The organism is Sphingobacterium sp. Ag1, from assembly GCF_000988325.1.
GTDB lineage: Bacteria > Bacteroidota > Bacteroidia > Sphingobacteriales > Sphingobacteriaceae > Sphingobacterium.
In genome coordinates this window covers 56,524-82,166 of the sequence record NZ_LBGU01000043.1, presented here as the reverse complement: position 1 = coordinate 82,166, position 25,643 = coordinate 56,524, and the positions used below count along the sequence as shown (strand labels likewise).

Annotated in this window: 24 protein-coding genes; 18 read left to right on the top strand and 6 right to left on the bottom strand. The window is 41.8% G+C overall.

Annotated features, from left to right (window positions below; all coding sequences use genetic code 11):
• Entirely contained in the window at nt 1–1,098 is a 1,098-nt protein-coding gene (locus AAW12_RS17935; RefSeq protein WP_046675041.1) for an efflux RND transporter periplasmic adaptor subunit, read from the top strand.
• A 62-nt stretch (nt 1,099–1,160) separates the two neighbouring features.
• On the opposite strand, the gene AAW12_RS17930 is transcribed toward AAW12_RS17935, so the two are convergent.
• Together AAW12_RS17930 and AAW12_RS17925 are read right to left on the bottom strand one after the other, a co-directional pair.
• Nucleotides 1,161–2,201, bottom strand: a complete 1,041-nt coding sequence (locus AAW12_RS17930) for a linear amide C-N hydrolase (protein WP_046675040.1) — start codon at nt 2,199–2,201, stop codon at nt 1,161–1,163.
• 175 nt (nt 2,202–2,376) lie between these two features.
• Nucleotides 2,377–3,210, bottom strand: coding sequence for a hypothetical protein (locus AAW12_RS17925; protein ID WP_156167691.1), 834 nt, complete (start codon nt 3,208–3,210; stop codon nt 2,377–2,379).
• Between the two features lie 496 nt (nt 3,211–3,706).
• Between AAW12_RS17925 and AAW12_RS17920 the strand changes: the two genes are divergently transcribed.
• The 5 genes from AAW12_RS17920 (at nt 3,707) to AAW12_RS17900 (ending at nt 7,309) form a co-directional block, all read left to right on the top strand.
• Entirely contained in the window at nt 3,707–4,492 is a 786-nt protein-coding gene (locus tag AAW12_RS17920) for a class I SAM-dependent methyltransferase (protein ID WP_046675038.1), read from the top strand.
• Nucleotides 4,473–5,294, top strand: a complete 822-nt coding sequence (locus tag AAW12_RS17915) for an alpha/beta fold hydrolase (RefSeq protein ID WP_046675037.1) — start codon at nt 4,473–4,475, stop codon at nt 5,292–5,294. Before AAW12_RS17920 ends, AAW12_RS17915 begins: the two co-directional genes overlap by 20 nt.
• Nucleotides 5,295–5,367: 73 nt before the next feature.
• Entirely contained in the window at nt 5,368–6,291 is a 924-nt protein-coding gene (locus tag AAW12_RS17910; protein ID WP_046675036.1) for a Dyp-type peroxidase, read from the top strand.
• Nucleotides 6,292–6,403: 112 nt separating this feature from the next.
• Nucleotides 6,404–6,766: a DUF4180 domain-containing protein gene (locus tag AAW12_RS17905; RefSeq protein WP_046675035.1), complete on the top strand. Its 363-nt coding sequence runs from the start codon at nt 6,404–6,406 to the stop codon at nt 6,764–6,766.
• A gap of 3 nt (nt 6,767–6,769) precedes the next feature.
• A complete protein-coding gene (locus AAW12_RS17900) occupies nt 6,770–7,309 on the top strand; it encodes a GNAT family N-acetyltransferase (RefSeq protein WP_046675034.1) in 540 nt (179 codons plus the stop codon).
• A gap of 16 nt (nt 7,310–7,325) precedes the next feature.
• Here AAW12_RS17900 and AAW12_RS17895 read toward each other — a convergent pair whose 3' ends face one another.
• Both AAW12_RS17895 and AAW12_RS17890 read right to left on the bottom strand, forming a co-directional pair.
• Nucleotides 7,326–7,778, bottom strand: coding sequence for a VOC family protein (locus AAW12_RS17895; RefSeq protein WP_046675033.1), 453 nt, complete (start codon nt 7,776–7,778; stop codon nt 7,326–7,328).
• A gap of 22 nt (nt 7,779–7,800) precedes the next feature.
• Nucleotides 7,801–8,253: an acetyltransferase gene (locus tag AAW12_RS17890; protein WP_046675032.1), complete on the bottom strand. Its 453-nt coding sequence runs from the start codon at nt 8,251–8,253 to the stop codon at nt 7,801–7,803.
• A gap of 216 nt (nt 8,254–8,469) precedes the next feature.
• Here AAW12_RS17890 and AAW12_RS17885 point away from each other — a divergent pair, with 216 nt between their 5' ends.
• The 4 genes from AAW12_RS17885 (at nt 8,470) to AAW12_RS17870 (ending at nt 12,929) form a co-directional block, all read left to right on the top strand.
• Nucleotides 8,470–8,970, top strand: a complete 501-nt coding sequence (locus AAW12_RS17885) for a GNAT family N-acetyltransferase (RefSeq protein ID WP_046675031.1) — start codon at nt 8,470–8,472, stop codon at nt 8,968–8,970.
• A 64-nt stretch (nt 8,971–9,034) separates the two neighbouring features.
• Nucleotides 9,035–9,931 (top strand): helix-turn-helix domain-containing protein, encoded by an 897-nt coding sequence (locus tag AAW12_RS17880; RefSeq protein WP_046675492.1) that lies wholly within the window; start codon nt 9,035–9,037, stop codon nt 9,929–9,931.
• A 96-nt stretch (nt 9,932–10,027) separates the two neighbouring features.
• Entirely contained in the window at nt 10,028–11,968 is a 1,941-nt protein-coding gene (locus tag AAW12_RS17875; protein WP_046675030.1) for an oleate hydratase, read from the top strand.
• Nucleotides 11,969–12,032: 64 nt separating this feature from the next.
• A complete protein-coding gene (locus AAW12_RS17870) occupies nt 12,033–12,929 on the top strand; it encodes a 3-hydroxyacyl-CoA dehydrogenase (RefSeq protein WP_046675029.1) in 897 nt (298 codons plus the stop codon).
• Nucleotides 12,930–13,035: 106 nt separating this feature from the next.
• On the opposite strand, the gene AAW12_RS17865 is transcribed toward AAW12_RS17870, so the two are convergent.
• Nucleotides 13,036–14,157: a serine hydrolase domain-containing protein gene (locus AAW12_RS17865; RefSeq protein WP_084823227.1), complete on the bottom strand. Its 1,122-nt coding sequence runs from the start codon at nt 14,155–14,157 to the stop codon at nt 13,036–13,038.
• Between the two features lie 231 nt (nt 14,158–14,388).
• Here AAW12_RS17865 and AAW12_RS17860 point away from each other — a divergent pair, with 231 nt between their 5' ends.
• The gene (locus tag AAW12_RS17860; RefSeq protein WP_156167690.1) at nt 14,389–15,138 is read left to right on the top strand and encodes a hypothetical protein; all 750 of its coding nucleotides are present in this window, start codon (nt 14,389–14,391) and stop codon (nt 15,136–15,138) included.
• A gap of 122 nt (nt 15,139–15,260) precedes the next feature.
• Here the strand turns inward: AAW12_RS17860 and AAW12_RS17855 are convergent, their stop codons facing one another.
• On the bottom strand, nt 15,261–15,785 hold the full coding sequence (locus tag AAW12_RS17855) for a DinB family protein (RefSeq protein ID WP_046675027.1): 525 nt from the start codon (nt 15,783–15,785) through the stop codon (nt 15,261–15,263).
• Nucleotides 15,786–15,947: 162 nt separating this feature from the next.
• On the opposite strand from AAW12_RS17855, the gene AAW12_RS17850 reads away from it, so the two are divergent.
• The 7 genes from AAW12_RS17850 (at nt 15,948) to AAW12_RS17820 (ending at nt 25,608) form a co-directional block, all read left to right on the top strand.
• Nucleotides 15,948–16,622, top strand: coding sequence for a response regulator transcription factor (locus AAW12_RS17850; RefSeq protein ID WP_046675026.1), 675 nt, complete (start codon nt 15,948–15,950; stop codon nt 16,620–16,622).
• A 9-nt stretch (nt 16,623–16,631) separates the two neighbouring features.
• Nucleotides 16,632–17,918 carry a sensor histidine kinase gene (locus AAW12_RS17845; RefSeq protein ID WP_046675025.1) on the top strand — a complete coding sequence of 429 codons (1,287 nt, stop codon included), beginning with the start codon at nt 16,632–16,634 and terminating at the stop codon, nt 17,916–17,918.
• Between the two features lie 49 nt (nt 17,919–17,967).
• Nucleotides 17,968–18,930 carry a phosphatase PAP2 family protein gene (locus tag AAW12_RS17840; protein ID WP_053003790.1) on the top strand — a complete coding sequence of 321 codons (963 nt, stop codon included), beginning with the start codon at nt 17,968–17,970 and terminating at the stop codon, nt 18,928–18,930.
• A gap of 273 nt (nt 18,931–19,203) precedes the next feature.
• Nucleotides 19,204–19,884, top strand: coding sequence for a response regulator transcription factor (locus AAW12_RS17835; RefSeq protein ID WP_046675024.1), 681 nt, complete (start codon nt 19,204–19,206; stop codon nt 19,882–19,884).
• Nucleotides 19,884–21,260: a sensor histidine kinase gene (locus tag AAW12_RS17830; RefSeq protein ID WP_046675023.1), complete on the top strand. Its 1,377-nt coding sequence runs from the start codon at nt 19,884–19,886 to the stop codon at nt 21,258–21,260. The genes AAW12_RS17835 and AAW12_RS17830 overlap by 1 nt, the downstream gene beginning before the upstream one ends.
• A 68-nt stretch (nt 21,261–21,328) precedes the next feature.
• A complete protein-coding gene (locus tag AAW12_RS17825) occupies nt 21,329–22,474 on the top strand; it encodes an efflux RND transporter periplasmic adaptor subunit (protein WP_046675022.1) in 1,146 nt (381 codons plus the stop codon).
• Nucleotides 22,475–22,509: 35 nt separating this feature from the next.
• Complete coding sequence (locus AAW12_RS17820) at nt 22,510–25,608, top strand: efflux RND transporter permease subunit (protein ID WP_046675021.1); 3,099 nt, start codon at nt 22,510–22,512, stop codon at nt 25,606–25,608.
• Nucleotides 25,609–25,643: the final 35 nt, after the last annotated feature.

The window sequence follows — 25,643 nt, the reverse complement described above, 5'->3', positions numbered from 1 at the left end:
ATGAAAAATAATTTGTTCAAAATATTATCTATCGCCGGCCTGATCGCATCCTTAACAGGATGCCATTCGGCAGCCGAGGAAAATGTCAAAAAAGAAAGTCCCGAAGCTGCAGCTCCGGCAATGGAGACATTTGTACCTTCCAAACAGAAATTAACCAATAAAATGCAGATCCCTGGGGAAATCACGGGATTCCAGCAGGTCGAAATTTACGCCAAGGTCAGCAGCTATGTCAAAAGCCTCAATGTGGACATCGGCAGTAAAGTGCATGCAGGCCAGTTGTTGGCTGTCTTGGAAGCTCCCGAATTGAGTTCACAGCTATCTGCTGCAAAATCGCGGCTCAAATCGCAAGAAGCAGTCTATATGGCTACAAAGAGCACTTACGATAGACTCTTCGAAACCAGCAAGGTGGAAGGAACTGTGGCTAGACTCGATCTTGAGGTTGCTGAGTCAAAAAAGAATGCTGATTTTGCCCAGTACCAAGCCGCTAAATCAGCCTATGCAGAAGTACAAAACCTCTTGAATTATTTGGAAATCAGAGCACCCTTCGACGGTGTCATCGCAACAAGAAATGTCAATCAAGGCGCCTATGTTGGTCCAGCTGGCCGTGGTTCGGAAATGCCCATCATGACCATTCAACAACAACGTAAACTCCGGTTAGCCGTTGCTGTTCCAGAACAATATTCGGGTTTTCTAGCTGAAAACCAGCCCTTGCAATTTACCGTCAAATCATTGCCTGGAGAAACCTTCTCCGGTAAGATCGCACGTAAATCGGGTGCCTTGGACAGTAGATTAAGATCCGAACGGGTAGAAATTGATATTAACAATACCGACAACAAGCTATTGCCCGGCATGGTTGCAGAGGTCGAATTACCTTTAACATCGCAAGACAGTACTTTCGTTGTGCCAAAATCAGCGGTATTTACTTCGGGCGAAGGAAGCTTTGTGATTGCTGTCGTTGCTGGCAAAACCCAACGTATCCCTGTACAGAAAGGACGCAGCATCGATGGTCAGATCGAAATATTTGGTGACGTAAAACAAGATACTAAATTGGTCAGCAAAGCGGATGAAGAGATTATAGACGGAACCTCAGTCAACTAGGATCGCTATAAAATCGCATAAAAACGGGCTTGTCCAATCTTTTTGGACAAGCCCGTTCTAATTTAAATACCCATAAATTTAAAAGGTTGGGCAGCCTTAAACAGCGTATTTGAAATGCCATTTATTGCCATCCCTTGCTTCATATCCAACTTCATCGTTGGAGCACCTTTCTTTAAATCAAATTTAGCCAGATCCACCCACAACGTTCCCGGAACCAATACATTCTCAAAATAATAGACTTTATTCTTCTGATCAGCTACAGATCGCCACCGCGTAGAGGAAATATTGGGCTCCGTTTCGGAACTTATTCCAAATGGAACCGAACAGTTTCTGATCACACTGAAAACGCTCGCAACAGAAAGCCGCAAATCATCGGTCTGCGGAATCGCATTAATGTAATAAGAAGCCCTCACAAAACGATCAGCAGCGCGGTTTGTTCCCGGAAGCATAATGGTTCCCGGAATTCCCTGCCAATACCTGTTTAGCGCAAGTTGATCTTCGAAGACAGGAGAATTTGTCATGACGGTATAAGCCGCATCGTGATGAATAACCAATTTCCCATTGATGTATTCAAATATAGCGTTATCGCCTGTGGCATCTGAAAGCGATAAATGCACCGTCGTAAATTTGGTATTGCCCGGGATATAATCACTTACAATCACAAATGGTTCATCCTTTAAGGCAGATACGGCTTCATTGACGGTCGCAAAATTATCCAAAACATATTGGGCCCAAGCCGAGATTGCAAGACCTTTTTTTGGTCCTGCTGGATCAAATTTAGGATAAGTAGATTCGACAAGCCAGAGTACATTGGCCACCAATCCCTTTTCATTTAAACCATCGACCGTAGCAATGTCCCACGCACTGGAAACAACACTACCATATTGTGAAGTCCACTGCAATGACTGCGGCCCTACCTCCCCGCTTCTTGCTACGCCGCGCGGAAATACCCATAGATTGGCCGCGATATCATCTCTCCAGTCCATACTTCTAGCCGTAATAACGGTTTGATTAGGCCCCTTATAAACAACGCGTGTGCAGGATCGGCCTTCTTTAACAGTAAAAAGGAATACGATCAACATAAATTGTGCAAGATACTTCATATGTGTAGATTTTTTTTAATAAATGATACAGCTTTTTTGCCTTTGAGGACAAAAGGAATCTAATATCTTAAACAATAATTCGAACTTATTGTTTGTCTAAGCTGTGCCGGATTAAATCATGCCGGTTACAGCTTAGACGAGCATAACCTACAGCCGTAGTAGATGGCTTTGGGTACTATTCAGTTACTTTCGGGTCAATTGCTGCGGCCGCTGCAGTTAATGCCAAAGCACCCCCAACGATCATAGCCTCCTGTCCTTTTTTTTCCTTAACAGCTAGCACGTCTCCGCGCTTATTATACAGTTCTAGAATATTATTAAGTGCTACTGCACCGGTCTGCCAAAGCTGGGCTGCATAAAATTTTTGCTCCGTAGTTTTAACAATAGCTTTACCATCTTCTAAAATCGAATAAGTCAAATAGCTACGTAAACTGTAAGGTGAATCAGCACCTTCAAATCGGGCAAGTTTTACCGCAAAACTTTCGCCACTCATATCATACATATACACTTTTTCTTTTTGGGACGATCGTACAATGGATTTAACATCGTTTTTAAAATTAAAATAATGCCCATCCACATAGGCATGCGGTGGGATAAGTACCACATCTTTAGGCAAATTTACCGACCCCGTGATATAACCGTTCACCCAAGTTTCGTTGAATATAGTGGATTTACTGGCGTTTATATCGGAAACCGAAGCATTCATCTTTCCATTAAAAGCAGCTTGTTCAGCAGAATAGCTTTGCGTTTTACCATTAATAACCATAGCCGAACTCTTAAGATCCCATAAAATCGGTTTATCGATTTTATTTTCTATCCGAAGGTAAATTCGACCATCTCTGTCGGCGAAGGAATAATCAATCTGTACCGTATCATTTTTAAATGAAAACGTTCCCTTGTCTTCGTCTTTTTTTACGTTCTCCCCATTGAACGTCATGAGATAGTTGGAAGAACAGGCTGAAAGAAAAACAGCACAATAGATTAGCAGGAGAACTTTACATACTTTTCGCATAATATCAGGATATCTTTGTGTAATTACACAGCACTAGTGCTGTTGTATAACAATATAAAAAACTATTATTAAAAAAACAGCGAACCGCCATAAAATAATTTCCTAATTAGGGTATTAATCGCAAAGTATCGCTGTTGCTATAAAATAGAAAATGATCCTCATAAAGCAGTAAAAGATCTTCTTTTATCGCCCGATACAGGTTTGAAATTGCTTAACATCAGTTCCGATAATAACAGGGATATTACAGGGGGTTAACAGGGGTATAACAGGGTTTTGCAGGGGTAAAACCCCTGTTAAACCCTTGTTAATACCTTGCAAAAAGACTATTATACCCTTCTTAATGGAAAATATGGTATTCGATTGATCGTAATCATAAACAAAGCAAGGAATATTCTCAACTGTTGGTCAGATTAGCGCGACAAAAACGATTAAACGAATAGAAGTTTTTTTAACCGGAAGGCAAAAGCTATATTTACAGTCAACTAAACCCAATTCAATGAAAGAGAAATTTATCGACAGAAAGGATCAACAGGCCAATAAGATATTTGAGAGAAGAACACTATCCTCCGATTACAGAACGCTTATTCCCTTACTGTCTCCTGGCATGGAAATCTTGGATGTGGGCTGTGGTACCGGAACACTCACGAATGAGGTCGCGACTTATATCGGTGACGGAACCATAATCGGGCTCGATAATACACAGTCCTTTATAGATAGTGGCAATGAACTATACGGCAACACCAAAAATCTGAACCTGGTCTGCAGCAATATTTTTGATTATCAGCCTTCACATCCGTTCGACCTGATTATAACGGCGCGCACCATGCAATGGTTAAGTGATATTCCCAGAGCATTAGGCTTATTTAAATCCTGGTTAAAACCTGGCGGACAAATCTCTATTTTAGACTACAATCATACCGCCATTGAATGGACCCCGGCTCCGCCAGAAAGCATGCGCACATTTTACCATACTTTCCTGCAATGGAGAGCAGATGCAGGGATGAACAATCGTGTTGCTGATGAGGTCGCTGCACTGCTCCAGGAAGCAGGTTTCCATTCGGTTCAGGTTATCAATGCCGATCAGACCTACAAAAAAGGAGAAGCTAACTTTGATACCAATCTGGCCATCTGGAACAAAGTCGCCCAGTCGCGACAAATGGTTACGGAAGGGTATATCTCGGACGAACTTCGCTTACAGGCTATCGCCGAATACAGCCAATGGATCGAAACAGAAGCGAAAAGCATGACACTTAAAATGAACGATGTACGGGCTAAAGTATAATCTCCTTTTATCCGTTTTCCTCCTACTGACACTCCCCGGGCTGGCCGTAAAAGCACAGCTCAGGGATACCATGATCAATGTAGGCAACCACAACCTTCATTTTACTTTAATGGAGGGAAAAGGTATCCCCATTGTCTTTGAATCTGGAGGGGGAAATGATGCTTCCGTTTGGAGAAAGCTATTGGAACCCCTGTCCAGCAAATTGGGCGCACCGTTAATTACTTATGACCGGGCGGGCTTTGGAAAAAGTGAAATAGACACCGTTAACATTAGCTTGACAAATGAAGTAAAGGATATTAAAACTGCCTTGCAGCAATTGGGCTATCGTGATCGGTACTTTTTTGTTGCCCAGTCCTTCGGTGGTAACTATACGATGAAATTTATAGCGACCAATCCCGGTCAGGTTGTCGGCACCGTAATGATCGATATTGTCTCCCCTTATTTCATGACTATGGAGCGATCCAAATTATTGAAGAGAGAATATGCCAGTGAGCTTGATCTCATCAAAAAAGAAAGCTTAGGGTTCTATCACCTCGTTTTAAACTACGAAGCGTCAACGGCTGTTTTACATGAGGTTGCTGAAAAAATCAATGTCCCTATGACTGTCATTGGTTCGGGAAAATCACCTTTTGAAGAACCCGATCGCAGTTTATTTATTGCTGCCCTTAAAAAATTTGCTGATCAAAAAAGCAATAGACGTTATATTTTAGCCGAAAATGCGGAGCATCATGTCTTTTACGATGAACCTGATTTAGTTATTGATGAAATCGTCAAACTATATCAACAAACCGCATTCGAGTAATCGAAAAGTCTATCGCTAAAACCGATTTTATTTGTAGCTTAGCAAGGCTGTACAACACACAACAACTTATCTTATGGATCATCAGGCCCAAAATGTCATCGATACACCGAGCAACAATACGGTGTTTATGGTATGGAATTTCCACGAAAATGGGATCGTCAAGGATGTCTTCCAACGCTTATGTGCATTGGTTGTCAATCTCAACAATTCGGCGCAGGTACGTTCAAATCTCGTGAAGGCCAGCGTGGTATTGGGCATAAGCCACCATGCGTGGAAAAAGCTGGAACTCAACGAACCTATGCCAAAGGAATTGGTTCCTTTCGAACCCATCATTGGTCAAAAACATGTTGCTGTAGCTACCCCCGGCGATGTACATTTCCATATTCGCGCTTATGAAAAAAGCTATTGCATTGACATAGCGACCGAAATAGCAGCCTTATTAAGTCCCGTTGCGGATTGCAAGGAGGAAGTTCATGGGTTCAGATATTGGGATGGCCGAAGTATCTTGGGCTTCGTCGACGGAACGGAAAATCCCCTTGGTGAGGATCGTGCTTTCTTTGGTATCGTAGGTGATGAGGATGTAGCCTATAGGGGTGGAAGCTATTTATTTGTACAAAAATATATTCATGACATGAACGCCTGGCGTTCTTTATCCGTCGCCGATCAGGAAAAGGTCATCGGCAGAAGCAAAGCAAACGATATTGAGATGGGCGACGATGAAAAACCGGCCAATTCTCATTCGGCCCTGGCCAATGTCGGTGACGATTTAAAGATTGTTCGCGACAATATGCCTTTTGGGCAAATCGCAACAAATGAAATGGGAACCTACTTTATCGCTTACGCCAGCACATTCAGTACCGTACAATTGATGCTGAACAGAATGTTTATTGGTGAACCCGAAGGAAATTACGATAGAATACTAGACTTTAGTACAGCACATACCGGCTCCCTGTTCTTCTGTCCAACAATCAATATGCTGAAAGAATTTGCAGGTTAAAACCTATTTATCCGCTATCTCGGATCATTTTCAACAGCATATCCCAACGAAGTGCAATGGATCATGGAATCTGGTCCCACAAATATATTTTTCAAACGACACAACAAAAAAAATGGAAATCACTATTATTCAGCTAGGTGACGAAAACATTGCTGAAGTTAAAGGTTCAGGCGTATTTATCCATAATCTCGATGATGGTCTACAGATTATGGTCGACTGTGGCGCGCAAGAAGCATACAAAGCAATTATTTATCAAGAGAACATCACAGACGATTTCTTCGAACTTAAAACAAAACTTGCCGGTGAAATACTTCAAAAATATACGCAGTATGGCTTTGACATTGCCATCGTTGGCGATTTCTCCAAATACAACAGCAAAAGTTTAAACGATTTTATCTACGAAAGCAATAAATCAAAAAAAATCAATTTTGTAGGTACGCGTGAAGAAGCGATAGCCAGATTTTCAAAACGTTAAACCATGCGCATTGATTCAGAAAGATTAGCGATTCGGCCCATCATGCCGGAAGACAGTCGGGCAATATTCGGGTATCGTTCAGATAAAGAAACCAATAAATACCAAGGTTGGATTCCAGACTCTTTGGCAGAAGTCGATGAATTTATAGCAAAAAACCCAAACACGTTCAATCTTCCAGAGTCCTGGTTTCAGCTCGTTATGACCGACAAAATAGCAAAGGCTGTAATCGGCGATATTGGCATTCATTTTTTTGGTACTGAACACCTGCAGGTGGAATTGGGCTGTACGATAAAAAAAGAATTCCAGCAACAGGGATATGCCAAAGAAGGGCTGAAAACAGTTATAGAGGCCCTGTTCCGTCAGTATCATAAACATCGGATCACGGCCTCGGTAGCTCCAGAAAACAAGGCATCCAGGCAGCTCTTAACAAGTCTGGGATTTCGTCAGGAAGCTCATTTTGTAAAAAGCTATTTCCATAACGGTCAATGGGAAGATGATGTGGTCTTTGCTATCCTTGCCGAAGAGTGGAAATCAGCAAAATAAGTCGCCCTTTCGCGACTTATTTTGCTGTACGATCGATCCAATCGGCATAAGAAAGCACGCCCAATTCGGGCCTGCCCTCCCCTTCCAAAACTGCGATAAACTCCAATTGGTTGCCATCCGGATCATTAAAGTATATGGCCAATGCAGGCATCCATGCGAAGACCATCGGTGCTTCGATACCATCTTTTAAAAAATTGTAGGGTGTCAGATCCCGTTTTTTCAGATAATCCACGGCATAATTTAATATATCCGCTTTATTTGCGCTAAAAGCAAAATGTCTGGGTTGAAAGTTTGTTTCTTCCTGCCACAGGCCCAACATATAGTCTTTCCCGGTTCCAATCCATAGAAAAACAATGGGACGTGTCGGATCACGATGTGCCACACGTAATCCCAGTACCTCCGTATAAAATGCGACAGACTTAGCTAAATCCCGCACCTGAATATGCGTTTCGTATAAACCTTGTATCATGAGTTATTTCATTTTATTAAAATTATTTCAATCCATTAATAGCGCTCTCGTGATGTAAATGCAAGATCGGATAGGGTTTCCCCATACCATCTACAGCTGATCGCCCAGTAAGCTGGTACCCTTTCTTCAGATAAAAATCAACCGCCTGCTGGTTTTGCTCATTGACATCAACTTTATATACCTGAAGCTTTTCCAGCACATGCTGTAGTGCCACAGTCCCGAGACCTTTCCCTCTGTATGCTGAATCTACAAATAACATTTCCAGATTATCGTCGGAGACAGCGAAAAAAGCTGTAGGCTGTCCGTTGTCATCTATGACATATACCTTTAATTGTGGTAAATACTCGGTTGGGATCAGCCTCTTATATAACTGAAGATCCTCCTCCTTCAAAAAATCATGTGTCGCCCGAACCGAATTTTCCCAAATGTGCAGAATTGCTGCATAATCAGCTTCGCTTGCCGCTCTTATTTCCATAACTATTATCTCGCTCTAAAAAAAATGTTTACACGGTATAGCAGCAGAAAAGCATTCTTATAAAAACTTCCCGTCCGCTTTACAGAAAGGCAATGTAAGTTAAATTGGAGAACTAAAATCATGAAAAAGTTAAATAAGACAGAAAGATGATGATTTAAGTTCCGATAATTTGATTTAAGAGAAAACAACCTTATCTTGTAAATAAACACATTAGCCATGCACAATACGTTACGATTTGAAAAATACCTATTGGAAGATTTTGATGCTTTCCACGACCTGGTGAAAGCGGATGACGTCATGAAATATATTACCGGCAAAGGATTAACTGAAGAACAGGCCCGCAGAAAATTCGATTCGATTCTCGCGATCAACCAGGATCCTGATTTAGGCTACTTTAAAGTCATTGAAGCCGATACACAAAGACTTTTGGGGGACTGCAAACTGGTTAACTATAAAAAAGATCCGACAGTATTCGAAATTGGTTATTTGCTCCGCAAAGAACATTGGGGAAAGGGGCTGGGAACACAGATTTGTGAGTCGATGCTAGCCCTTGCCACAACATTAAATCCAGATAAAGATGTGATTGGTATTATTGATCCCGATAACACCGCATCGAGACGACTACTGAGCAAATTCGGATTCAAAAGTTTCTTCGTTGGGATAGAAGACGATATTGCCACAGAAAAACTGCTGGTCAAACGGACAGCATCCGAATAAACAAAACCCATTCGAATATTAAAAACAATAGGAACTGTATATGCCCAAACCGAACAAAAAGTCAATGAAGTTTAAGGTAAAAACAACTTACAATACACACGAAAGTCTTCAAGATACCTTATCATTCTTTGGCGTAAATTGCCACCGCCCCTATTATATTTCTTCTGGAAATCCAATTTTTGAATACCCAAGCAATGCTTTTCGTATTGATTATTATGCCATCTGTATCTGTACGGCGGGCGATATTGATATTCAGGTAGACAATCAGGAATACCATATCTCGACAAATCATATCCTCGTATCCGCTCCAACAACGATTATCCGCTTTTCGCAGGTCAGTCCCGACTTTAGAATGAAGCTACTCTTTTTTGACAAAGCGTTCCTGCTTAAACATATTGTCAATCCATTCTTTATTGAGCAACTGGGGCTTTTCAAAAATTCGACCTTTACCATTGTCAGCTACCAAGACAAACAAATTGACAAGCTATTAAAACTAATAGACTACCTTAAAGAAGTTACCTTAAGGACAACGCATTTTACAGCAGATATTATCCGCACGATCATCTTTAACCTACTGCTAGAGATCGCCGACGAATTGGCCTCTAAAGACCAAAATACGACGGAAAGTGGACAAGAGACCAACAACCTGTTCTATAAGTTTACAGACCTGGTGCAGCGACATAGCAATCAATACAAAGAGGTACAATATTACGCCGACCAGTTATTTATTTCAAACAAATACCTTATTCAGGTTGTTAAAAGAGCATCAGGTAAAACGCCACATGAAATTATTGATGAGCATGTACTTAAAGAAGCCTATGTGCTGCTCGGGAATCCCGAAAAGACAATCTCAGAAATTTCTTATGAAATCGGATTTAATTCCATCTCAGCATTTGGTCGTTTTTTCAAAAAATACGCCACCTTATCGCCATCTGAATACCGAAAGCGACAAAATATGTAGATAGAGGAAATTCGGTAGAACAATAGCGAATTTGAGGGCACAAATGATTAAGGTGGTCTTAGTAACTTTACTCAAGAATTAAAAAACATAAGAATCATGAAAGAAATCACCTCAAAATTCGACAAAGTATTAAATGCATCTGCTGAATATGGAAATGTAAATCATGAACCTGATTCAAGCAAAGAACAACAACGTAATACGCCGAAAAAATCGATGCCCTTTTCTGATCAGATCGGAAACTATCAACGTAATAAAGGTATTCCACCAAAATCATATAAAGACAGTAAAATCTACATCGTCGGAAGTGGTATAGCAGGGATGTCTGCGGCCTACTATTTTATCCGGGATGGCCATGTTCCTGCTGAAAACATCACCTTCCTTGAACAGCTCCATGTGGAAGGCGGCTCGTTAGATGGCGCCGGAAATGCAACCGACGGCTATGTTATCCGTGGGGGCCGGGAAATGGATATGACCTACGAAAATCTTTGGGACATGTTTCAGGACATTCCTGCATTGGAGATGCCTGCGCCCTACAGTGTCCTGGATGAGTACCGTTTGATTAATGACAACGACTCCAACTATTCCAAAGCAAGGCTTATTCATAAACTGGGTGAGATAAAAGACTTCAGTAAGTTTGGCCTAGGTAAGCTAGATCAACTGGCCATCATTCGATTGCTGCTCAAAAACAAAGAAGATTTAGATGATCTAACCATCGAAGATTACTTCAGCGAGTCATTTTTATCCAGCAATTTCTGGACTTTCTGGCGGACCATGTTTGCTTTCGAAAACTGGCATAGTTTACTCGAACTAAAACTGTACATGCATCGTTTTCTACATGCGATCGATGGATTGAACGATCTTTCATCACTTGTATTCCCAAAATACAACCAGTACGATACCTTTGTGACCCCTTTGCGCAAAGTACTCCAAAGCAAAGGGGTAAACATTCGATTCAATGTGTTAGTCAAAGACCTGGATATCCAAAGCAATACCGATGGAAAAGTTGTGGAAGCCCTGATTACAGAACAAGATGGCAAAGAAGTGAAAATACCGGTCGGAAAAGAAGATTTCGTCATTGTGACCACCGGATCAATGACAGAAGATACTTTCTACGGGGACAACAAAAATGCGCCGATCATCGGTATCGACAACAGCAGCAGCGGTCAGAGTGCAGGCTGGAAACTCTGGAAAAATCTCGCCGCGAAATCGGCCATATTCGGCAAACCCGAAAAGTTCTGCAGTAACATCGAAAAATCGGCCTGGGAATCTGCAACCCTTACCTGTAGACCTTCGGCGTTGGTCGAAAAACTCAAAGAATATTCGGTTAATGACCCTTATTCTGGAAAAACCGTTACGGGCGGTATTATTACCATTACCGACTCCGATTGGCTGATGAGTTTCACCTGTAATAGACAACCCCATTTCCCCGGCCAACCGGATGATGTTCTTGTCTTGTGGGTATATGCCTTATTCATGGATAAAGAAGGAAATTACATCAAAAAGCCAATGCCACAATGTACCGGAGATGAAATTCTGGCTGAACTATGTTACCATTTGGGCATTATCGATCAACTGGACGATGTCATCAACAATACGATTGTACGTACGGCATTTATGCCCTACATTACCTCTATGTTTATGCCAAGAGCAAAGGGTGACCGTCCGAGAGTGGTACCTGAGGGATGTAAAAACCTGGGCTTAATCGGTCAGTTTGTTGAAACCAACAATGATGTGGTCTTTACGATGGAAAGCTCGGTACGTACCGCACGTATTGCCGTTTACGAACTGTTAAATTTAAACAAACAGGTTCCGGATATCAATCCGTTACAATATGATATCCGCCATCTTTTAAAAGCGGCCAAAACATTAAACGATGACAAACCGTTTGTGGGTGAAGGTTTGCTGCGCAAAGTACTTAAAGGTACTTACTTCGAACATATCTTACCGATCGGTTCAGAGGAACAGGAAGAACATGAATCGTTCTTGACTGAACAGATCACCAAATTCAAAGATTGGTTAAAAGGAATTAAAGGATAAGGATTACAACCTGCGCCATGGCTCCGTGGTGCAGGTTTTTACGAATTAAAAAAACAATAACATCATGGACTTTAAAAATATAACGATAGCTGGAAGTGGCGTTTTAGGTTATCAAATCGCTTTCCAAACAGCCTTTCATGGCTATCATGTTACCGTGTATGACATCAGCGACGATGTATTAAAAAAAGCTGCCGCAAAATTTGATATTTTAGCGCAGGCATTCGAGAAAGATCTACAGGCGAGTAAAGAACAACTGGCTGCGACTTTCGATAGACTCAGCTATAGTTCAGATCTTGCATCGGCTGTAGCAAAAGCAGACCTTCTGATCGAAGCCGTTCCCGAAAACCCCGCTATTAAAATTGGCTTCTACCAAGAGCTGGCCAAAGTCGCACCGGAGAAAACCATTTTCGCCACAAACTCCTCAACCCTACTACCAAGTCAATTTGCCCAAGAGACCGGTCGTCCCGAGAAGTTCCTGGCATTGCACTTTGCCAACGAAATCTGGAAGCACAATACGGCCGAAATTATGGGCCATCCAGGGACAGACAAAGCGGTATTTGAACAGGTTGTAAATTTTGCAAAATCGATTGGCATGGTTGCACTCCCGCTGCATAAAGAACAGCCTGGTTATATTGTAAACTCCTTGCTTGTTCCCTTACTTTCCGCAGCAACGGATCTTTTGGTCAACGAAGTAGCTGATGCAGAGACAATCGACAAAACCTGGATGGTTGCCACCGGAGCTCCAACTGGCCCCTTTGGGATACTCGATATTGTAGGAATCACGACAGCGTATAATATCAACAAAATGAGTGCTGAGGCAACAAATGACCCTGTAAAGATTAAAACAGTGGCCTATCTAAAAGAACATTTTATAGACAAAAACAAATTAGGCGTCGCTACTGGAGAGGGGTTCTATACCTACCCCAACCCCACTTATCAATCGCCTGACTTCTTAAAGTAAGTCGGCTATAAGCAACAAATCGTCCCAACATACATCTGGGGCGATTTGTTGGTTCTAACGTCCGTTATAGTGCCTGCGATTAACGGATGGGACATGGACTCCTCTGCTAATTGGCATAAACAGCATTCAGCCATGCAAAAGTTGAGCGATGCTGTTCATTCAATACCGGTTTATTGATGCCCATTGTTTTAAGAATGGCGTCGAAGGCTTCACCGATCATAAAATCATCGCGGTTACTAAAAAACGAAATCACCAGATCTTTCTGAACGTCAATATAGACCATATTGTGAAATCCGGTAGATTCACCCGAATGAAACAAGATTGTATGATCGCCAAGATGCTGTATAAACCATCCCAAATGATAGGATATTCCATCCTTTACCGGCATCGCGTTTTGGGCTAACAATTGTTTCAGTTCCGGCTGTTGTAACCTGTCTTTTATTAAAAAATTCGCCCATGCATGATACTCATCGGCAGATAAGTAAACACCACCATCACCCTGTGTCGCACTGGTCACACTCTGATCGGCAAACAGATAGGAATTTTTCCCTGGATGATAACCATATGCTCGCTCTTCCACTGTATCACCGGGTGTATAAACCATTCCCTTGATAATGCCTACGGGTTCAAACAATTGGCCTTTGACAAAGGATGCAAAGGACTGTTTAGCCACCCGTTCAACAATTAGAGACAATAGACAATATCCCGTATTGCTATAGCGAAATTGACTTCCCGAAGGAAAATACAAACGATCAGTCTGCCTGACATACTTCAGCACATCTTTATCCGACACTTGGTCTTTCCTTTCTTTTGGTATCAATTCCTCATAATCCCAAATACCCGATGTATGTTGCAGAAGTTGGGCAACCGTAATATCTTTCAACGCAATGGGGAGATCTTCAAAAAAAAGGGACAATTGATCCTCCAGTTTTAAACGCTTTTGAAGCACTAAAGCATAGATCGCCTGCGCAGTTATTTGCTTGCTCACAGAGGCCAAACGAAAATGCGAACTGGCTGTAATCGCACGTTTTTCGGTCAAATCAGCCTGCCCAATGGCATAGCGATAGACGATAGCACCATGTTGACTAATGGCACAAGCGACGCCCGGCGCAGTCTGTTCGTTGTAATAGCCTGCAATGCTGTTATCCAATTTTGACTTATCAATTTTTTGTCCCATAACCATACTTGTTACACAGATCAAAATAAAGCTCAATTTTAAGTTCCTCATATTTTTTAAGGCACATTTCGGTTTATATTGTTAGCAGCTCGAAAAAGGTACATCCGTCAATGTGAAGTCCAGCTCGCTGATCTTCAAAAATCGCTATTTTACAGCAATGCTTGGCTCTTTTTTGTACATTTTTATTTATTTCTTTTATTTTTGCTTTCAAGCTTCATTTCTCATGAAGTCCAATTGGCCCAGGATCCTTCCGCCAGTTTTTTATTAAAATCACAACAGACTATGTTTTTTATTTACAGTATCTACGACTTTGTATTAGCAGAAAAAAGTGTTACAACAACATTAAAAAAAGAAAACGCGCCAAGAACCTTCACCTTAAAGATTATTACCCCAGCCCGGCGGTTTATTGGCTTACCTTTCGGTGGTGGATTTGTCAAACTTTCTCGACTGTATGACGAGCAGGGTAAATTGATTCACGCGCGCAATTATTCAGATGAATTAAAAGCGGAGATCAAATCGTTCAAAAGTCAGTATAGCATCCCCTATTTCCAGTTATGGAAGGGATTCCTAATTGTCGCTGCGGCAATTCTAATCTGGGCAGTCATCTATGGCGTCAAAAATAAATTGGGAAATCAACAGCGGGAAAAAGAGGTCGGCCAAATGATTGATCAGTTGAAGCAATTAAAAGCCGGCCAGCTTTATGGTGCAACATTTTTTACCGATCAGGAAGGCAACAGCATCGACGGACTTCCAGCGCGTTGGATCAAGATCGATAAAATAATAGGGGATACGGTTTTTATACATCGGTCAAAGCAGCTCGATACCTCCTCTGCACTCTTTGACATGAAGAATATCGCTTCATTCAAGCCTCAATCGACCGACGAGTGGCAGGAAAAAACTGAAAAAATGGATTTTAATCTATTGAAAAAACAGCTTCAGGACGCTGCGACAAAAAAAGTCGATCTGCTCTATATCGGTAAAGACCACGATACATATTCGGGTGTTATCTTAACGATAAAAGGTAGTGAATAGTTCTTATCTTCGGGCATGCTTACCGCATTAACCTTTCAGCTCATACAAGCTATACGATGGTGTTAATGCATAGCAAACTCAAGATCGATCGCATCAATTGAGATCGATCTTGAGTTTAATTTTTAATACTTGATCTCTTCGTCAACGTCATATTTCATACCCGGATAGTGCAGTAATCTTCGCATCAAGGCAATCTGTCCGGCAAGATAATCTTCCCTCCCGACACACATGCCAATAAAATTCAATTTATTCTCCTCAATAAAAGGAATATTCATATTGATCGTAAAGATTTCAGCCAGCTTCGCATCATCCACTTGAAGCAACGCAGCATAGACCTTTGGTGATATCGCTTTAAAATTTTCTTTTAATTCCTGCACACTGGGATAGTGATAACTTTCATCGAGTGTCTTTCCCATAAAAAACAGATCATGGTATGGATCGTTTTCCTGAAGGCCAAGCACATGCGCCATGGCATAGCGCACATTCACAAAATTACCCGCCATCCATACGATATGGTTGGTCTGGCCATCAATTCGTTTTAATGCATCCTCTTCCGAAATGCCATCCAACGCATTCAAAAAAATTTGACTGTGCATTCGATAAGCAGGAATGATGATTTCCAATTTTAATGATTTCGGTGTATCCATTTCGTTTTGATTTTTATATTAAACATCTGATTTAGAATAAAATTACACGTTTTAAAAGAGCTTACACTTGTCGTATGGCAAGAAATAAAAATGATCAAAATTGATAGATCATTGCGAAATAAATTCTAAATTTCTACTAAATTGAAATTCTATCTTTACGATATGAAGATTTTGATCATAGAAGACGAATTGGAGCTGGCCAAAAGCATCGCAACATATCTTAGTGAACAACACTATTTATGCGAATTTGCGCCAACTTTGCAGGATGCTCTGGACAAAATTCAGCTATACCAGTACGATTGTATCTTACTGGACATCGGTCTACCAGATGGAAATGGTTTAAAATTGCTGGAAGAATTAAAGGCGCAGCGAAAGCAAGATGGTGTGATCATCATTTCTGCAAAAAATGCCTTGGACGACAAAATACACGGACTACAATTGGGAGCCGACGATTATCTAACCAAGCCTTTTCACTTATCTGAACTTACAGCACGAATCTATTCGCTGATACGTCGCAAACAATTCAACAGCGCAAATATTGTTGTGCAAAATGAAATACAGATTGATCTCCTCGCAAAAACGGTGATCGTCAATGAGCTGCCCATTGTACTGACGAAAAAAGAATTCGATCTACTCATGTTTTTTATCGGCAACAAAAATAAAGTGATTTCCAAAAGCACCTTGGCCGAACACCTGTCTGGCGACATTGCTGATATGCTCGACAACCATGACTTTGTGTATGCCCATGTCAAAAATCTAAAGAAGAAATTGCAGGACGCCGGAAGCCAACCCTATATTAAGACAGTATACGGTACGGGTTACAAGTGGGAAAATTAAATCAAAAAGATGAAACCCCTACTCCGCAAAATAACGACCCCCTTTCTACTCTATGTATTGATCGTACTTGGTGTCAGTATTCCCGTTTATTATTTTGTGATCGACGGTATATGGAAAAGTGAGCTGGACGAACATAACGAAATTATTGTCAAAAAAACAGCTTACGAACTCAACAGATTACAGCTGTCTGAAGATAGGCTCCAAGCCAGCATTGCTTTATGGAATAGCATACAACCTGAAACGAACATACAGAAAGTGAGGCCGGGTGATTTATTACAAGATAGTGTTTATACCATTGAAAAACCACAGCGTTTTGTCGAACCAAAGACAATTGACCGATTTAGATGCCTGTCTTCTGTTATTCAGATCAACGGTGTATCCTATCGCTTTACTGTACAAACAAATATTGAAGAATCTGTAGAGACTATCGCCGCTATCGCGGCGACGACCCTATTTTTCTTTGTTATCTTAGTCATTGGATTACTTATTCTTTCCCGAAGAATATCACTTCGCCTCTGGAAACCATTTCGCGATACGGTAAACAAGTTAAAGGCCTTTAATCTCAATAGTCAACAACAGATTAGCTTTCAGCAAACGGATACGATAGAATTCCACGAACTCAACCAATCCCTGTCCAAGCTTCTTGAACAAAACCTGGCCGTATACCGATCACAAAAGGAATTCACCGAAAACGCTTCACATGAATTGCAAACACCGTTGGCCATCTTAAAAAATAAGTTAGATATCTTATTGCAATCTCCGGATCTAAGCAATGAGCAGTACCAACTTTTTGAAGATATGCATAAAGCGCTTTCGCGCAGTAGCCGAATCAACCGCAATCTGCTGCTGCTTGCCAAGATAGATAATAGTCAATTCGATCACTCAGAAAGTATTCCTATGCACAGGCTGGTTTCACAGTGTATTGAAGTCATGCAAGAGCACTTTGAGCTAAAAAACCTACTGCTGCTACAAGATATACAGCCTTCGGTCCTGCTTACAGGAAATAGTAGCCTGACCGAAATCCTGATCAACAACCTACTCCTAAACGCCATACGTTATAGTGATGCCAACGACACCATTGCGATAAACCTGACTCAAGCAGCTTTAAGGGTACATAACCCCGGTTCAACAGCCTTAGATAAAAAACTTCTCTTTAAGAGATTTTCCAAGCTTTCAAAAAACAGCCAAGGCAGTGGTTTAGGGCTGGCAATTATAACTGAAATCGCCAGGTATCAGGGCTGGACTGTAGATTATCATTTTGAAAATAATCAGCATATTTTTTCCATTCATTTTTAAAATTCCAAAAGTATTCTAATTTGGATAACAGTTTTGCTTTATGATCCACATGAAGCAAAACCAGAAAACACACTTATATGCATTTCAGCTATTTATAAGTGTATTATTTCTTTTGGATGCCACCATCGCCAAAAGTCAGACTACAATATCAAGGGAAGCACCGACAAATAGCATTCAATCTGAGCATAATCCTACTATCTTTAAATCGAACATCGCCACAATAGGGACAACCGATGGCATGGCGAGCAGCAGCACATTACTGACGCCGGACAGCACAGGACTGTCTTCAGTAATCAATCATCCAGGAAAAAAAATGAATTTAAACCGTTTCTTCCAAACATCAATTGATGAAACGCCTTACAGACCACATTTAACGAGCTTTATCGTACCAACAGCCTTTATCGGCTTCGGGGTCGCGAGTTTAAGCATCAATGGTTTAAAAAATCTTAATTTATCGACCAAGGACGAGATCAGCGAACATCAGTTAAAACACAGCAACCTCGACAACTACAGTCAATATGTTCCTGCAGTTATGGTATATGGACTAAATGCGTTGGGGGTGCAGGGCAAACACAATTTTAAGGACAGAACGGTCATTTATTTAACATCACAGTTGATCTCAGGAGCCATGGTTCTTCCATTGAAACATATCGTCAAAGAAGTCCGTCCAGATAGCTCCAATAACCTTTCCTTTCCCTCAGGACACACCGCTACAGCCTTCTCTTCTGCACAATTTATGTTTCATGAATATCATGACAGCAACTTTTGGTTAAGCATTTCGGGCTATCCATTTGCGATTTTTACAGGTACCTACCGCGCCATCAATAATAAACATTGGGTCGGAGATATTGTTGCTGGAGCTGGATTTGGCATTCTGGCAACAGAACTAGCCTATTGGGTACATCCCCGGATCAATCATCTGTTATTCAACGACAACAAAACAACTTCTGCTACGCTAATGCCCTTCTATCAGCACAAGCAATTTGGTTTAAGTTATGCCAAACAATTTTAAGCGTCCCAATTTTTCAAAGCGTATGCAGTCAGAAATCACCAAACATATTTTTCATCTCGAATAGCCCTGTCCTACCAAGCAAGCACTTGCGCAAACCATTTGGTTTTCAGCTTATCCGTATGTGCTGCTTGATGAAATCCAGAAACTTTTATTTGCATATCCGTGTAAATTTAGTTTAGTTTGATACTTTTGTTTGAACGATGCATGGATAGCCCATGATTTGGTGTAACAGGTAAACTTCGATGCGTCGAAGCCCTTAACATTTTTCTTTATATGAACATTCTCCTAGTCGAAGATGACCTACGTGTCGCAGGATTGATCAAACGCGGACTTGATGAAAATGAATTTCAGACAGCTATTGCCTACGACGGCATATCTGGGAAGAAAATGGCCCTACAACACGACTTTGATCTTATCATAACCGATATCGTGCTCCCTAAGATGGATGGATTGGATCTCTGCAAGGAAATTCGTCATATCAAACCCGATGTTCCCATTATCATGTTAACGGCATTAGGAACTACAGATGATAAAATTGAGGGTTTTGACGCCGGAGCGGATGACTATCTGGTCAAGCCTTTTGAAATGCGCGAACTGCTCGCCCGCATCAGGGTCCTGCTCAAAAGATATCAAAAACAAGATACCCTCACGGGAACAATCTTGCGTTATGGTGATCTGGAAATGAACCTCCATACCAAAAATGTCAAAAGGAATAATACCGAAATCCATTTGACACCCAAGGAGTTCAAATTACTCCATTATTTATTACAACATCCCGAACGCGTGCTTTCGAGAACAGAAATTGCAGAAAAAGTGTGGGAAACTCATTTTGATACCGGGACGAATTTCATTGATGTCTACATCAACTATCTACGTAAAAAAATCGACAAAGATTTTGCGACAAAATATATCCATACCAAATCTGGAATGGGCTTTATGTTAAAACAAGACTAATGCGAATCAGAACCCGAATCTCTATATTATACACGCTGATTACAGCGACAATATTGCTGATATTCGCCAGCACAATCTATTTCTCAGCGGTGGAGAATCGGGAAAAAGAATTTTACGCTCTTTTAAAAAAAGAAGCTTACACCAAAGCAAACCTTTTTTTGAATGCAAAAGTTGACAAAAAGACCTTAGAAGATATCTACCACAACAACCGCAAAATTCTCAACGAAGTCGAGGTTGCAATTTACGACACCCGTTTTGACCTCTTATATCATGATGCCGTAGATATTGATTTTGTCAAAGAGACACCAGCCATGCTGCAGAATATTCTAAAAAATAAGGAAATAAAATTCTATCAGGATAAATGGCAAGTCATTGGCATGACCTTTCCGTATAAAAACAAAACTTACCTCATTACTGCAGCTGCCTATGACCAATATGGTTACAATAAACTAAACAGTCTGTTGTCGACTATTCTTCTGGTTTTCATCTTGGCTATATTTCTGATCTATGCAGCAGGAATATTCTTTTCCAAAAAGGTCTTTCAACCTATCCTGGAAATGACACAACGCGTAAAAACCATTTCTGCGACAAGCTTAGATGCCCGGCTTACGAGTAGCGGAAATAAAGACGAGCTTGCCGAGTTGGCCAGTACATTCAATGCGATGCTCGACCGCCTCGAGAACTCCTTTGATGCCCAAAAGCATTTTGTTTCCAATATCTCACATGAACTCAGAACCCCATTGGCCGCAATGATTGCAGAGCTCGAGATTTCTGCCAATAAGGACCGTAGTATAGTGGAGTATAAAACAGTCATCGAAAATACACTAAATGATGCCCAGAAGCTTAAGAAACTATTTAATAGTTTGCTTGATTTTGCCAAAGCAAGTTACGACAGTTCCGAAATAGCGTTTAAGACCTTACGCATTGACGAAATACTAATTGATGCATGCCAACAGGTTCTTCAGTTAAATCCACATTATAAACTTGACGTTTTCGTCGATCCAGCGATTGAAGATGAAAAACTCCTATCCATCAATGCAAATGAATATCTATTGCAGGTCGCCTTTGTCAACCTCATTGAAAACGCCTGTAAATTTTCGTCCAATCAAAAATGTCTAATCGCCATCAAATCGGATGAAAGTAGGATTCACCTCGAATTTAAAGATGACGGAATAGGCATTGACCCGGTCGATCTTCCCCAAATATTTACGCCTTTTTATCGCGGCAACAACAAAGACTATAGCGAAGGAAATGGTATTGGTCTTTCACTCACCCGAAAAATTGTCCTTCTTCACCAAGGCGAGATCGGTGTCCGGTCGACAAAAGGTATTGGAAGTGTTTTTAGCATTGATATCCCACATCGCTCCCTATTCTAATAAAATTCTAATTTTTTTCTAAAGCCTCTCTAACCGGCATATCGGGAGCAGGTGGATAGTTTTGCGGTATGATTAACCGTACAATCAACTATTCGATCCAATCCTTGAAATACATGAATTGGATCCCTGTTCTGCTGTTGCTGCATGCGTGCAACAGCCAGTCTTCCGAAGGTCCCAGCCAATCGCCGACCATCAGCGCAGCTGGAGACACCGTGACCGTCAGTGAAAATACGTCCCTGTTATCGAAGCTCAAATTTGTTACGACGACCAATGCACAACATGCGCTGAAACTAAATGCAGCTGCTACAGTGAAGATTATTCCCAGCAGCTATGTGGAGATTCCCGTACCTTTTGCTGGACGGATAATCAAGTCGCATACGACTCTTGGTCAAAAAGTAGCCATCAACACGCCTTTATTTTCAATTAGTTCATCCGACTATTTTGAGGCGCAAAGGGCCTATCTCGATGCCAAACAAGCCTATATGCTTGCTGAACATATGTTAAAGCGCCAAAAAGATTTAATCACGCATGGTGTTGGCACCAAAAAAGAACTCGAAGAAGCGGAAACAAATTTTGCAATGAGCGACGCTGCCCTTGGAAATGCCAGGGCTGCATTAAAAATATTCGACAGCAACCTGACCAATATTGTTCTCGGCCAGCCCCTCCTCGTCCGTTCACCTATTCAAGGGGAAATTTTAAGTAGTTCAATTGTCCTTGGTCAATACACGAAAGAAGACGCTTCAGCATTGCTCCGCATTGCTGAATTGTCAAAGGTCTGGGTATCGGCCTACATCAAAGAAAAAGACCTGCCGGCCATCAATCAACTTGCGCATGTTGACATTCGTACAGATGCTATCCCCGATAAAAAAATACAGGGGAAAATTATTCATATCAATCAATTTGTCGACGAATCAAGCCGAAATATTGAAGTCCTCATTGCATGCGAAAATACCGACCGTACATTAAAACCAGGGATGTATGTCAATGCCGAATTCGAACAGCGTATGACTTCAACACTTTTTATTCCGGCAAAAGCTGTATTTCAATTTAACGATAAGAGTTTTGTTTGGGTCAAAACATCCTCCAATACCTTCGTCAAGCGCTATGTCACCACTGGGGTAACAGAAGGTGATGCAATCCAGATTTTAACCGGCCTGCTTCCGCAGGAACAGATTGTTGGTGAAGGTGCCTTTTATTTAACACCCAGCCTGTAATGGGCTCAGGCTTTCAACTTTTAAAATAGAAACACATGAATATTAAACAATTCATTGGCCATATCATTGCAAAGAGATGGGTAATCGCCGCATCCTTTCTATTGATCGGGTTCTTCGGTTATTATGCCTGGCGACAACTTTCGATTGAAGCCTATCCCGATATAGCTGATGTATCGTCACAGATCGTAACCCAGGTACCGGGCTTGGCTGCCGAAGAAATGGAACAACAGATCACCATCCCCATCGAGCAGGCCATCAATGGTTTGCCCGGAATGGAAGTGATGCGCAGTAAAACGACTTTTGGCTTATCCATGGTCACGATTGTCTTCAAAGATGGTGTTGAAGATTATTGGGCGAGAGCCCGCATACAGGAGCGTCTTGCTGATTTAGCCCTTCCCTATGGTGCCAGTCCTGGATTGGACCCCCTGACTTCACCTACAGGTGAGATCTTCCGTTATATTCTTGAAAGTAAAACCCACGATTTACGACAGTTGACGGATCTCCAAAATTTTGTCATTATTCCCAAAATTAAACAAGTTTCGGGCGTTGCTGATGTAACCAATTTTGGTGGAATTACAACACAGTTCCAGGTGGAACTGGATCCTAAAAAGCTTGATCAATACGAAATTTCGCTTGCCGAAGTTGTCGCCAAGATCGAAAGCAATAATGCCAATGCCGGCGGCAGTGTGATGAACCGTGGGGATCAGTCGTACGTCATCCGTGGCATCGGTCTGGTCAAGACATTGGATGATTTGGGCAACATCGTCGTAAAATCCACCGACGGAAATCGCATATACATGCGTGACATCGGTCAGATCAAACTTGGAAATCTAGCGCGTAAAGGTGCCCTAGGATACTCGGATAAACGTGGGGTCAATTACTCGGATAACATCGAAGGGATTGTCCTGCTATTAAAAAATGAGAATCCTTCTGCTGTTTTGGCGGGTGTAAATGCAACGGTCCGCGAACTAAATGACAACATTCTTCCTGAGGGTGTAAAAATACATGTTGTGCTTGATAGAACAAGCTTAGTTGACAACACACTACATACTGTTTCCAAAACCCTCCTGGAAGGTATGATCTTGGTTATTTTTGTCCTTATTATTTTTCTGGGCAGCTGGCGCGGCGCACTCCTGGTGGCCATCACAATTCCATTGTCCCTGCTGATTGCCTTTATTCTGATGCATTTCACCCATATTCCCGCCAATTTGCTTTCCTTAGGGGCAATTGATTTTGGGATTATTGTAGACGGAGCCATCGTTATACTCGAAACCATTCTTAAAAAAAGGGAGGATGAACCGGAAGGTCTCCTGCAGGAAAAAACCGTCGCACAGAAAATTGCTGAAGTTGCCAAACCCATATTCTTTGCGACTCTGATTATTATTACAGCCTACCTTCCTTTATTTGCATTTGAACGTGTCGAGAAGAAACTTTTTACGCCGATGGCCTATACCGTAGGCTATGCCCTCTTCGGTGCCTTGGCTGTCGCTCTTGTACTTATACCCGGGTTGGCCTATTTGATCTATCGCAAACCTCAAAAAATAGTCCACATCAAATGGTTGGCAAAATTGACTGTTGCTTATCAATCCGCGATAGAAAAGGTTATGCGGGCTCCCAAAAGAGTTTTTATTCCATTGGTCATCGTATTACTGGCCACAGGTTTGCTCACCGCCTCCGTTGGCAAGGACTTTCTTCCCACATTGGATGAAGGTTCAATCTGGCTTCAGGTTTCGCTGCCCCCAGGCATCACGGTTGAAAAGTCCAAAGAAATGAGTGATACCCTACGTGCTCGCACACTTCAATACGAAGAGATCTCCTATGTCATGGTTCAGGCGGGACGTAATGACGATGGTACCGACGCCTGGACGCCCTCTCATTTCGAAGTTAGTGTGGGATTAAAACCTTATAAAACATGGAAATGGGGCAAAACCAAGGAAGACCTGATCAATGAACTTGCCGCAGAATATGCGAAAATGCCAGGCTTCAATGTTGCTTTTTCCCAACCCATGATCGACGGTGTCATGGATAAAATCGCTGGCGCCCATAGTGAGCTCGTTGTCAAAATATTCGGTGATGATTTAAGAGAAAACCGCAGGGTCGCCGAGGAACTTATCACAACGCTCCAACACGTGAAGGGGGCTGTCGATCTGGCCATTGATCAGGAGCCACCACTCCCCCAATTGCAAATTATCGCCGATCGCGATAAAATAGCACAATATGGACTGAACATTGCTGACGTGACCGACCTAATCCAGATTGCTATCGGCGGAAAAGCCGTAGCCCAGGTCTATCAAGGCATCAAAGTGTATGATATTACCTGTCAATATCCGGAGGAAAACAGGAATTCGCCCGAAAAAATTGGCAACTTAATGCTGTATCCCGAAAATGGAAACCGTATCCCGCTAGCTCAGGTGGCAACCATTAAACTTAATACGGGAGAAAGTATGATTTCGCGCGAGCGTAACAACCGACAGTTGACAGTTCGTCTAAATGTTCGCGGTCGCGATCTAGGGACATTCCTCACTGAAGCACAGCAGGCCATTGCCAAGAATATATCCTATGACCCACATAAAATCAGGTTAAAATGGGGCGGACAATTTGAAAATCAGCAGCGCGCTTACAGCCGGCTTGCCATTATCGTCCCATTGACATTGGCCATTATATTTATCTTATTGTACGGCACATTTGGTTCATTTAGACAGGCAGGTCTTTTAATGGGCATCGTACCGTTGGCACTTTTTGGCGGCATGCTCGCGCTCCATGTTCGTGGCATGACGCTCAACGTGTCGTCGGCAGTCGGTTTTATTGCCTTATTCGGTGTCGCCATACAAAACGGTGTCTTGATGCTTTCGCAGATGAATGTATTACGCAAAAATGGATTATCCCTACATAAAGCTGTAACACAAGGCGCTTTTAGTCGTTTTCGTCCCGTTTTGATGACCGCCACAGTGGCCATACTTGGTTTGCTTCCGGCTTCGCTGGCAACAGGGATCGGATCGGATGTACAGCGCCCTTTGGCAACAGTAATTGTCTACGGTCTGCTATTTTCGACCATTCTTACCCTATTTGTGCTTCCCCCGCTCTATTATCTTTTAGAACGTAACAGCACCACACAAAAAAAACCAGTAGAATAAATACAAATTCAACCATTCGAAACAGCAGAAAGCAA

Coding starts and splice junctions, on each gene's coding strand:
- AAW12_RS17865 (WP_084823227.1), bottom strand. CDS start 14,157: ATGAGGAACTTAAAATTGAGCTTTATTTTGATCTGTGTAACAAGTATG.
- AAW12_RS17840 (WP_053003790.1), top strand. CDS start 17,968: ATGAAGCAAAACCAGAAAACACACTTATATGCATTTCAGCTATTTATA.
- AAW12_RS17820 (WP_046675021.1), top strand. CDS start 22,510: ATGAATATTAAACAATTCATTGGCCATATCATTGCAAAGAGATGGGTA.
- AAW12_RS17890 (WP_046675032.1), bottom strand. CDS start 8,253: ATGGAAATAAGAGCGGCAAGCGAAGCTGATTATGCAGCAATTCTGCAC.
- AAW12_RS17870 (WP_046675029.1), top strand. CDS start 12,033: ATGGACTTTAAAAATATAACGATAGCTGGAAGTGGCGTTTTAGGTTAT.
- AAW12_RS17935 (WP_046675041.1), top strand. CDS start 1: ATGAAAAATAATTTGTTCAAAATATTATCTATCGCCGGCCTGATCGCA.
- AAW12_RS17925 (WP_156167691.1), bottom strand. CDS start 3,210: ATGCGAAAAGTATGTAAAGTTCTCCTGCTAATCTATTGTGCTGTTTTT.
- AAW12_RS17875 (WP_046675030.1), top strand. CDS start 10,028: ATGAAAGAAATCACCTCAAAATTCGACAAAGTATTAAATGCATCTGCT.
- AAW12_RS17845 (WP_046675025.1), top strand. CDS start 16,632: ATGAAACCCCTACTCCGCAAAATAACGACCCCCTTTCTACTCTATGTA.
- AAW12_RS17920 (WP_046675038.1), top strand. CDS start 3,707: ATGAAAGAGAAATTTATCGACAGAAAGGATCAACAGGCCAATAAGATA.
- AAW12_RS17915 (WP_046675037.1), top strand. CDS start 4,473: ATGTACGGGCTAAAGTATAATCTCCTTTTATCCGTTTTCCTCCTACTG.
- AAW12_RS17850 (WP_046675026.1), top strand. CDS start 15,948: ATGAAGATTTTGATCATAGAAGACGAATTGGAGCTGGCCAAAAGCATC.
- AAW12_RS17855 (WP_046675027.1), bottom strand. CDS start 15,785: ATGGATACACCGAAATCATTAAAATTGGAAATCATCATTCCTGCTTAT.
- AAW12_RS17880 (WP_046675492.1), top strand. CDS start 9,035: ATGAAGTTTAAGGTAAAAACAACTTACAATACACACGAAAGTCTTCAA.
- AAW12_RS17930 (WP_046675040.1), bottom strand. CDS start 2,201: ATGAAGTATCTTGCACAATTTATGTTGATCGTATTCCTTTTTACTGTT.
- AAW12_RS17910 (WP_046675036.1), top strand. CDS start 5,368: ATGGATCATCAGGCCCAAAATGTCATCGATACACCGAGCAACAATACG.
- AAW12_RS17860 (WP_156167690.1), top strand. CDS start 14,389: ATGTTTTTTATTTACAGTATCTACGACTTTGTATTAGCAGAAAAAAGT.
- AAW12_RS17885 (WP_046675031.1), top strand. CDS start 8,470: ATGCACAATACGTTACGATTTGAAAAATACCTATTGGAAGATTTTGAT.
- AAW12_RS17900 (WP_046675034.1), top strand. CDS start 6,770: ATGCGCATTGATTCAGAAAGATTAGCGATTCGGCCCATCATGCCGGAA.
- AAW12_RS17825 (WP_046675022.1), top strand. CDS start 21,329: ATGATTAACCGTACAATCAACTATTCGATCCAATCCTTGAAATACATG.
- AAW12_RS17895 (WP_046675033.1), bottom strand. CDS start 7,778: ATGATACAAGGTTTATACGAAACGCATATTCAGGTGCGGGATTTAGCT.
- AAW12_RS17905 (WP_046675035.1), top strand. CDS start 6,404: ATGGAAATCACTATTATTCAGCTAGGTGACGAAAACATTGCTGAAGTT.
- AAW12_RS17835 (WP_046675024.1), top strand. CDS start 19,204: ATGAACATTCTCCTAGTCGAAGATGACCTACGTGTCGCAGGATTGATC.
- AAW12_RS17830 (WP_046675023.1), top strand. CDS start 19,884: ATGCGAATCAGAACCCGAATCTCTATATTATACACGCTGATTACAGCG.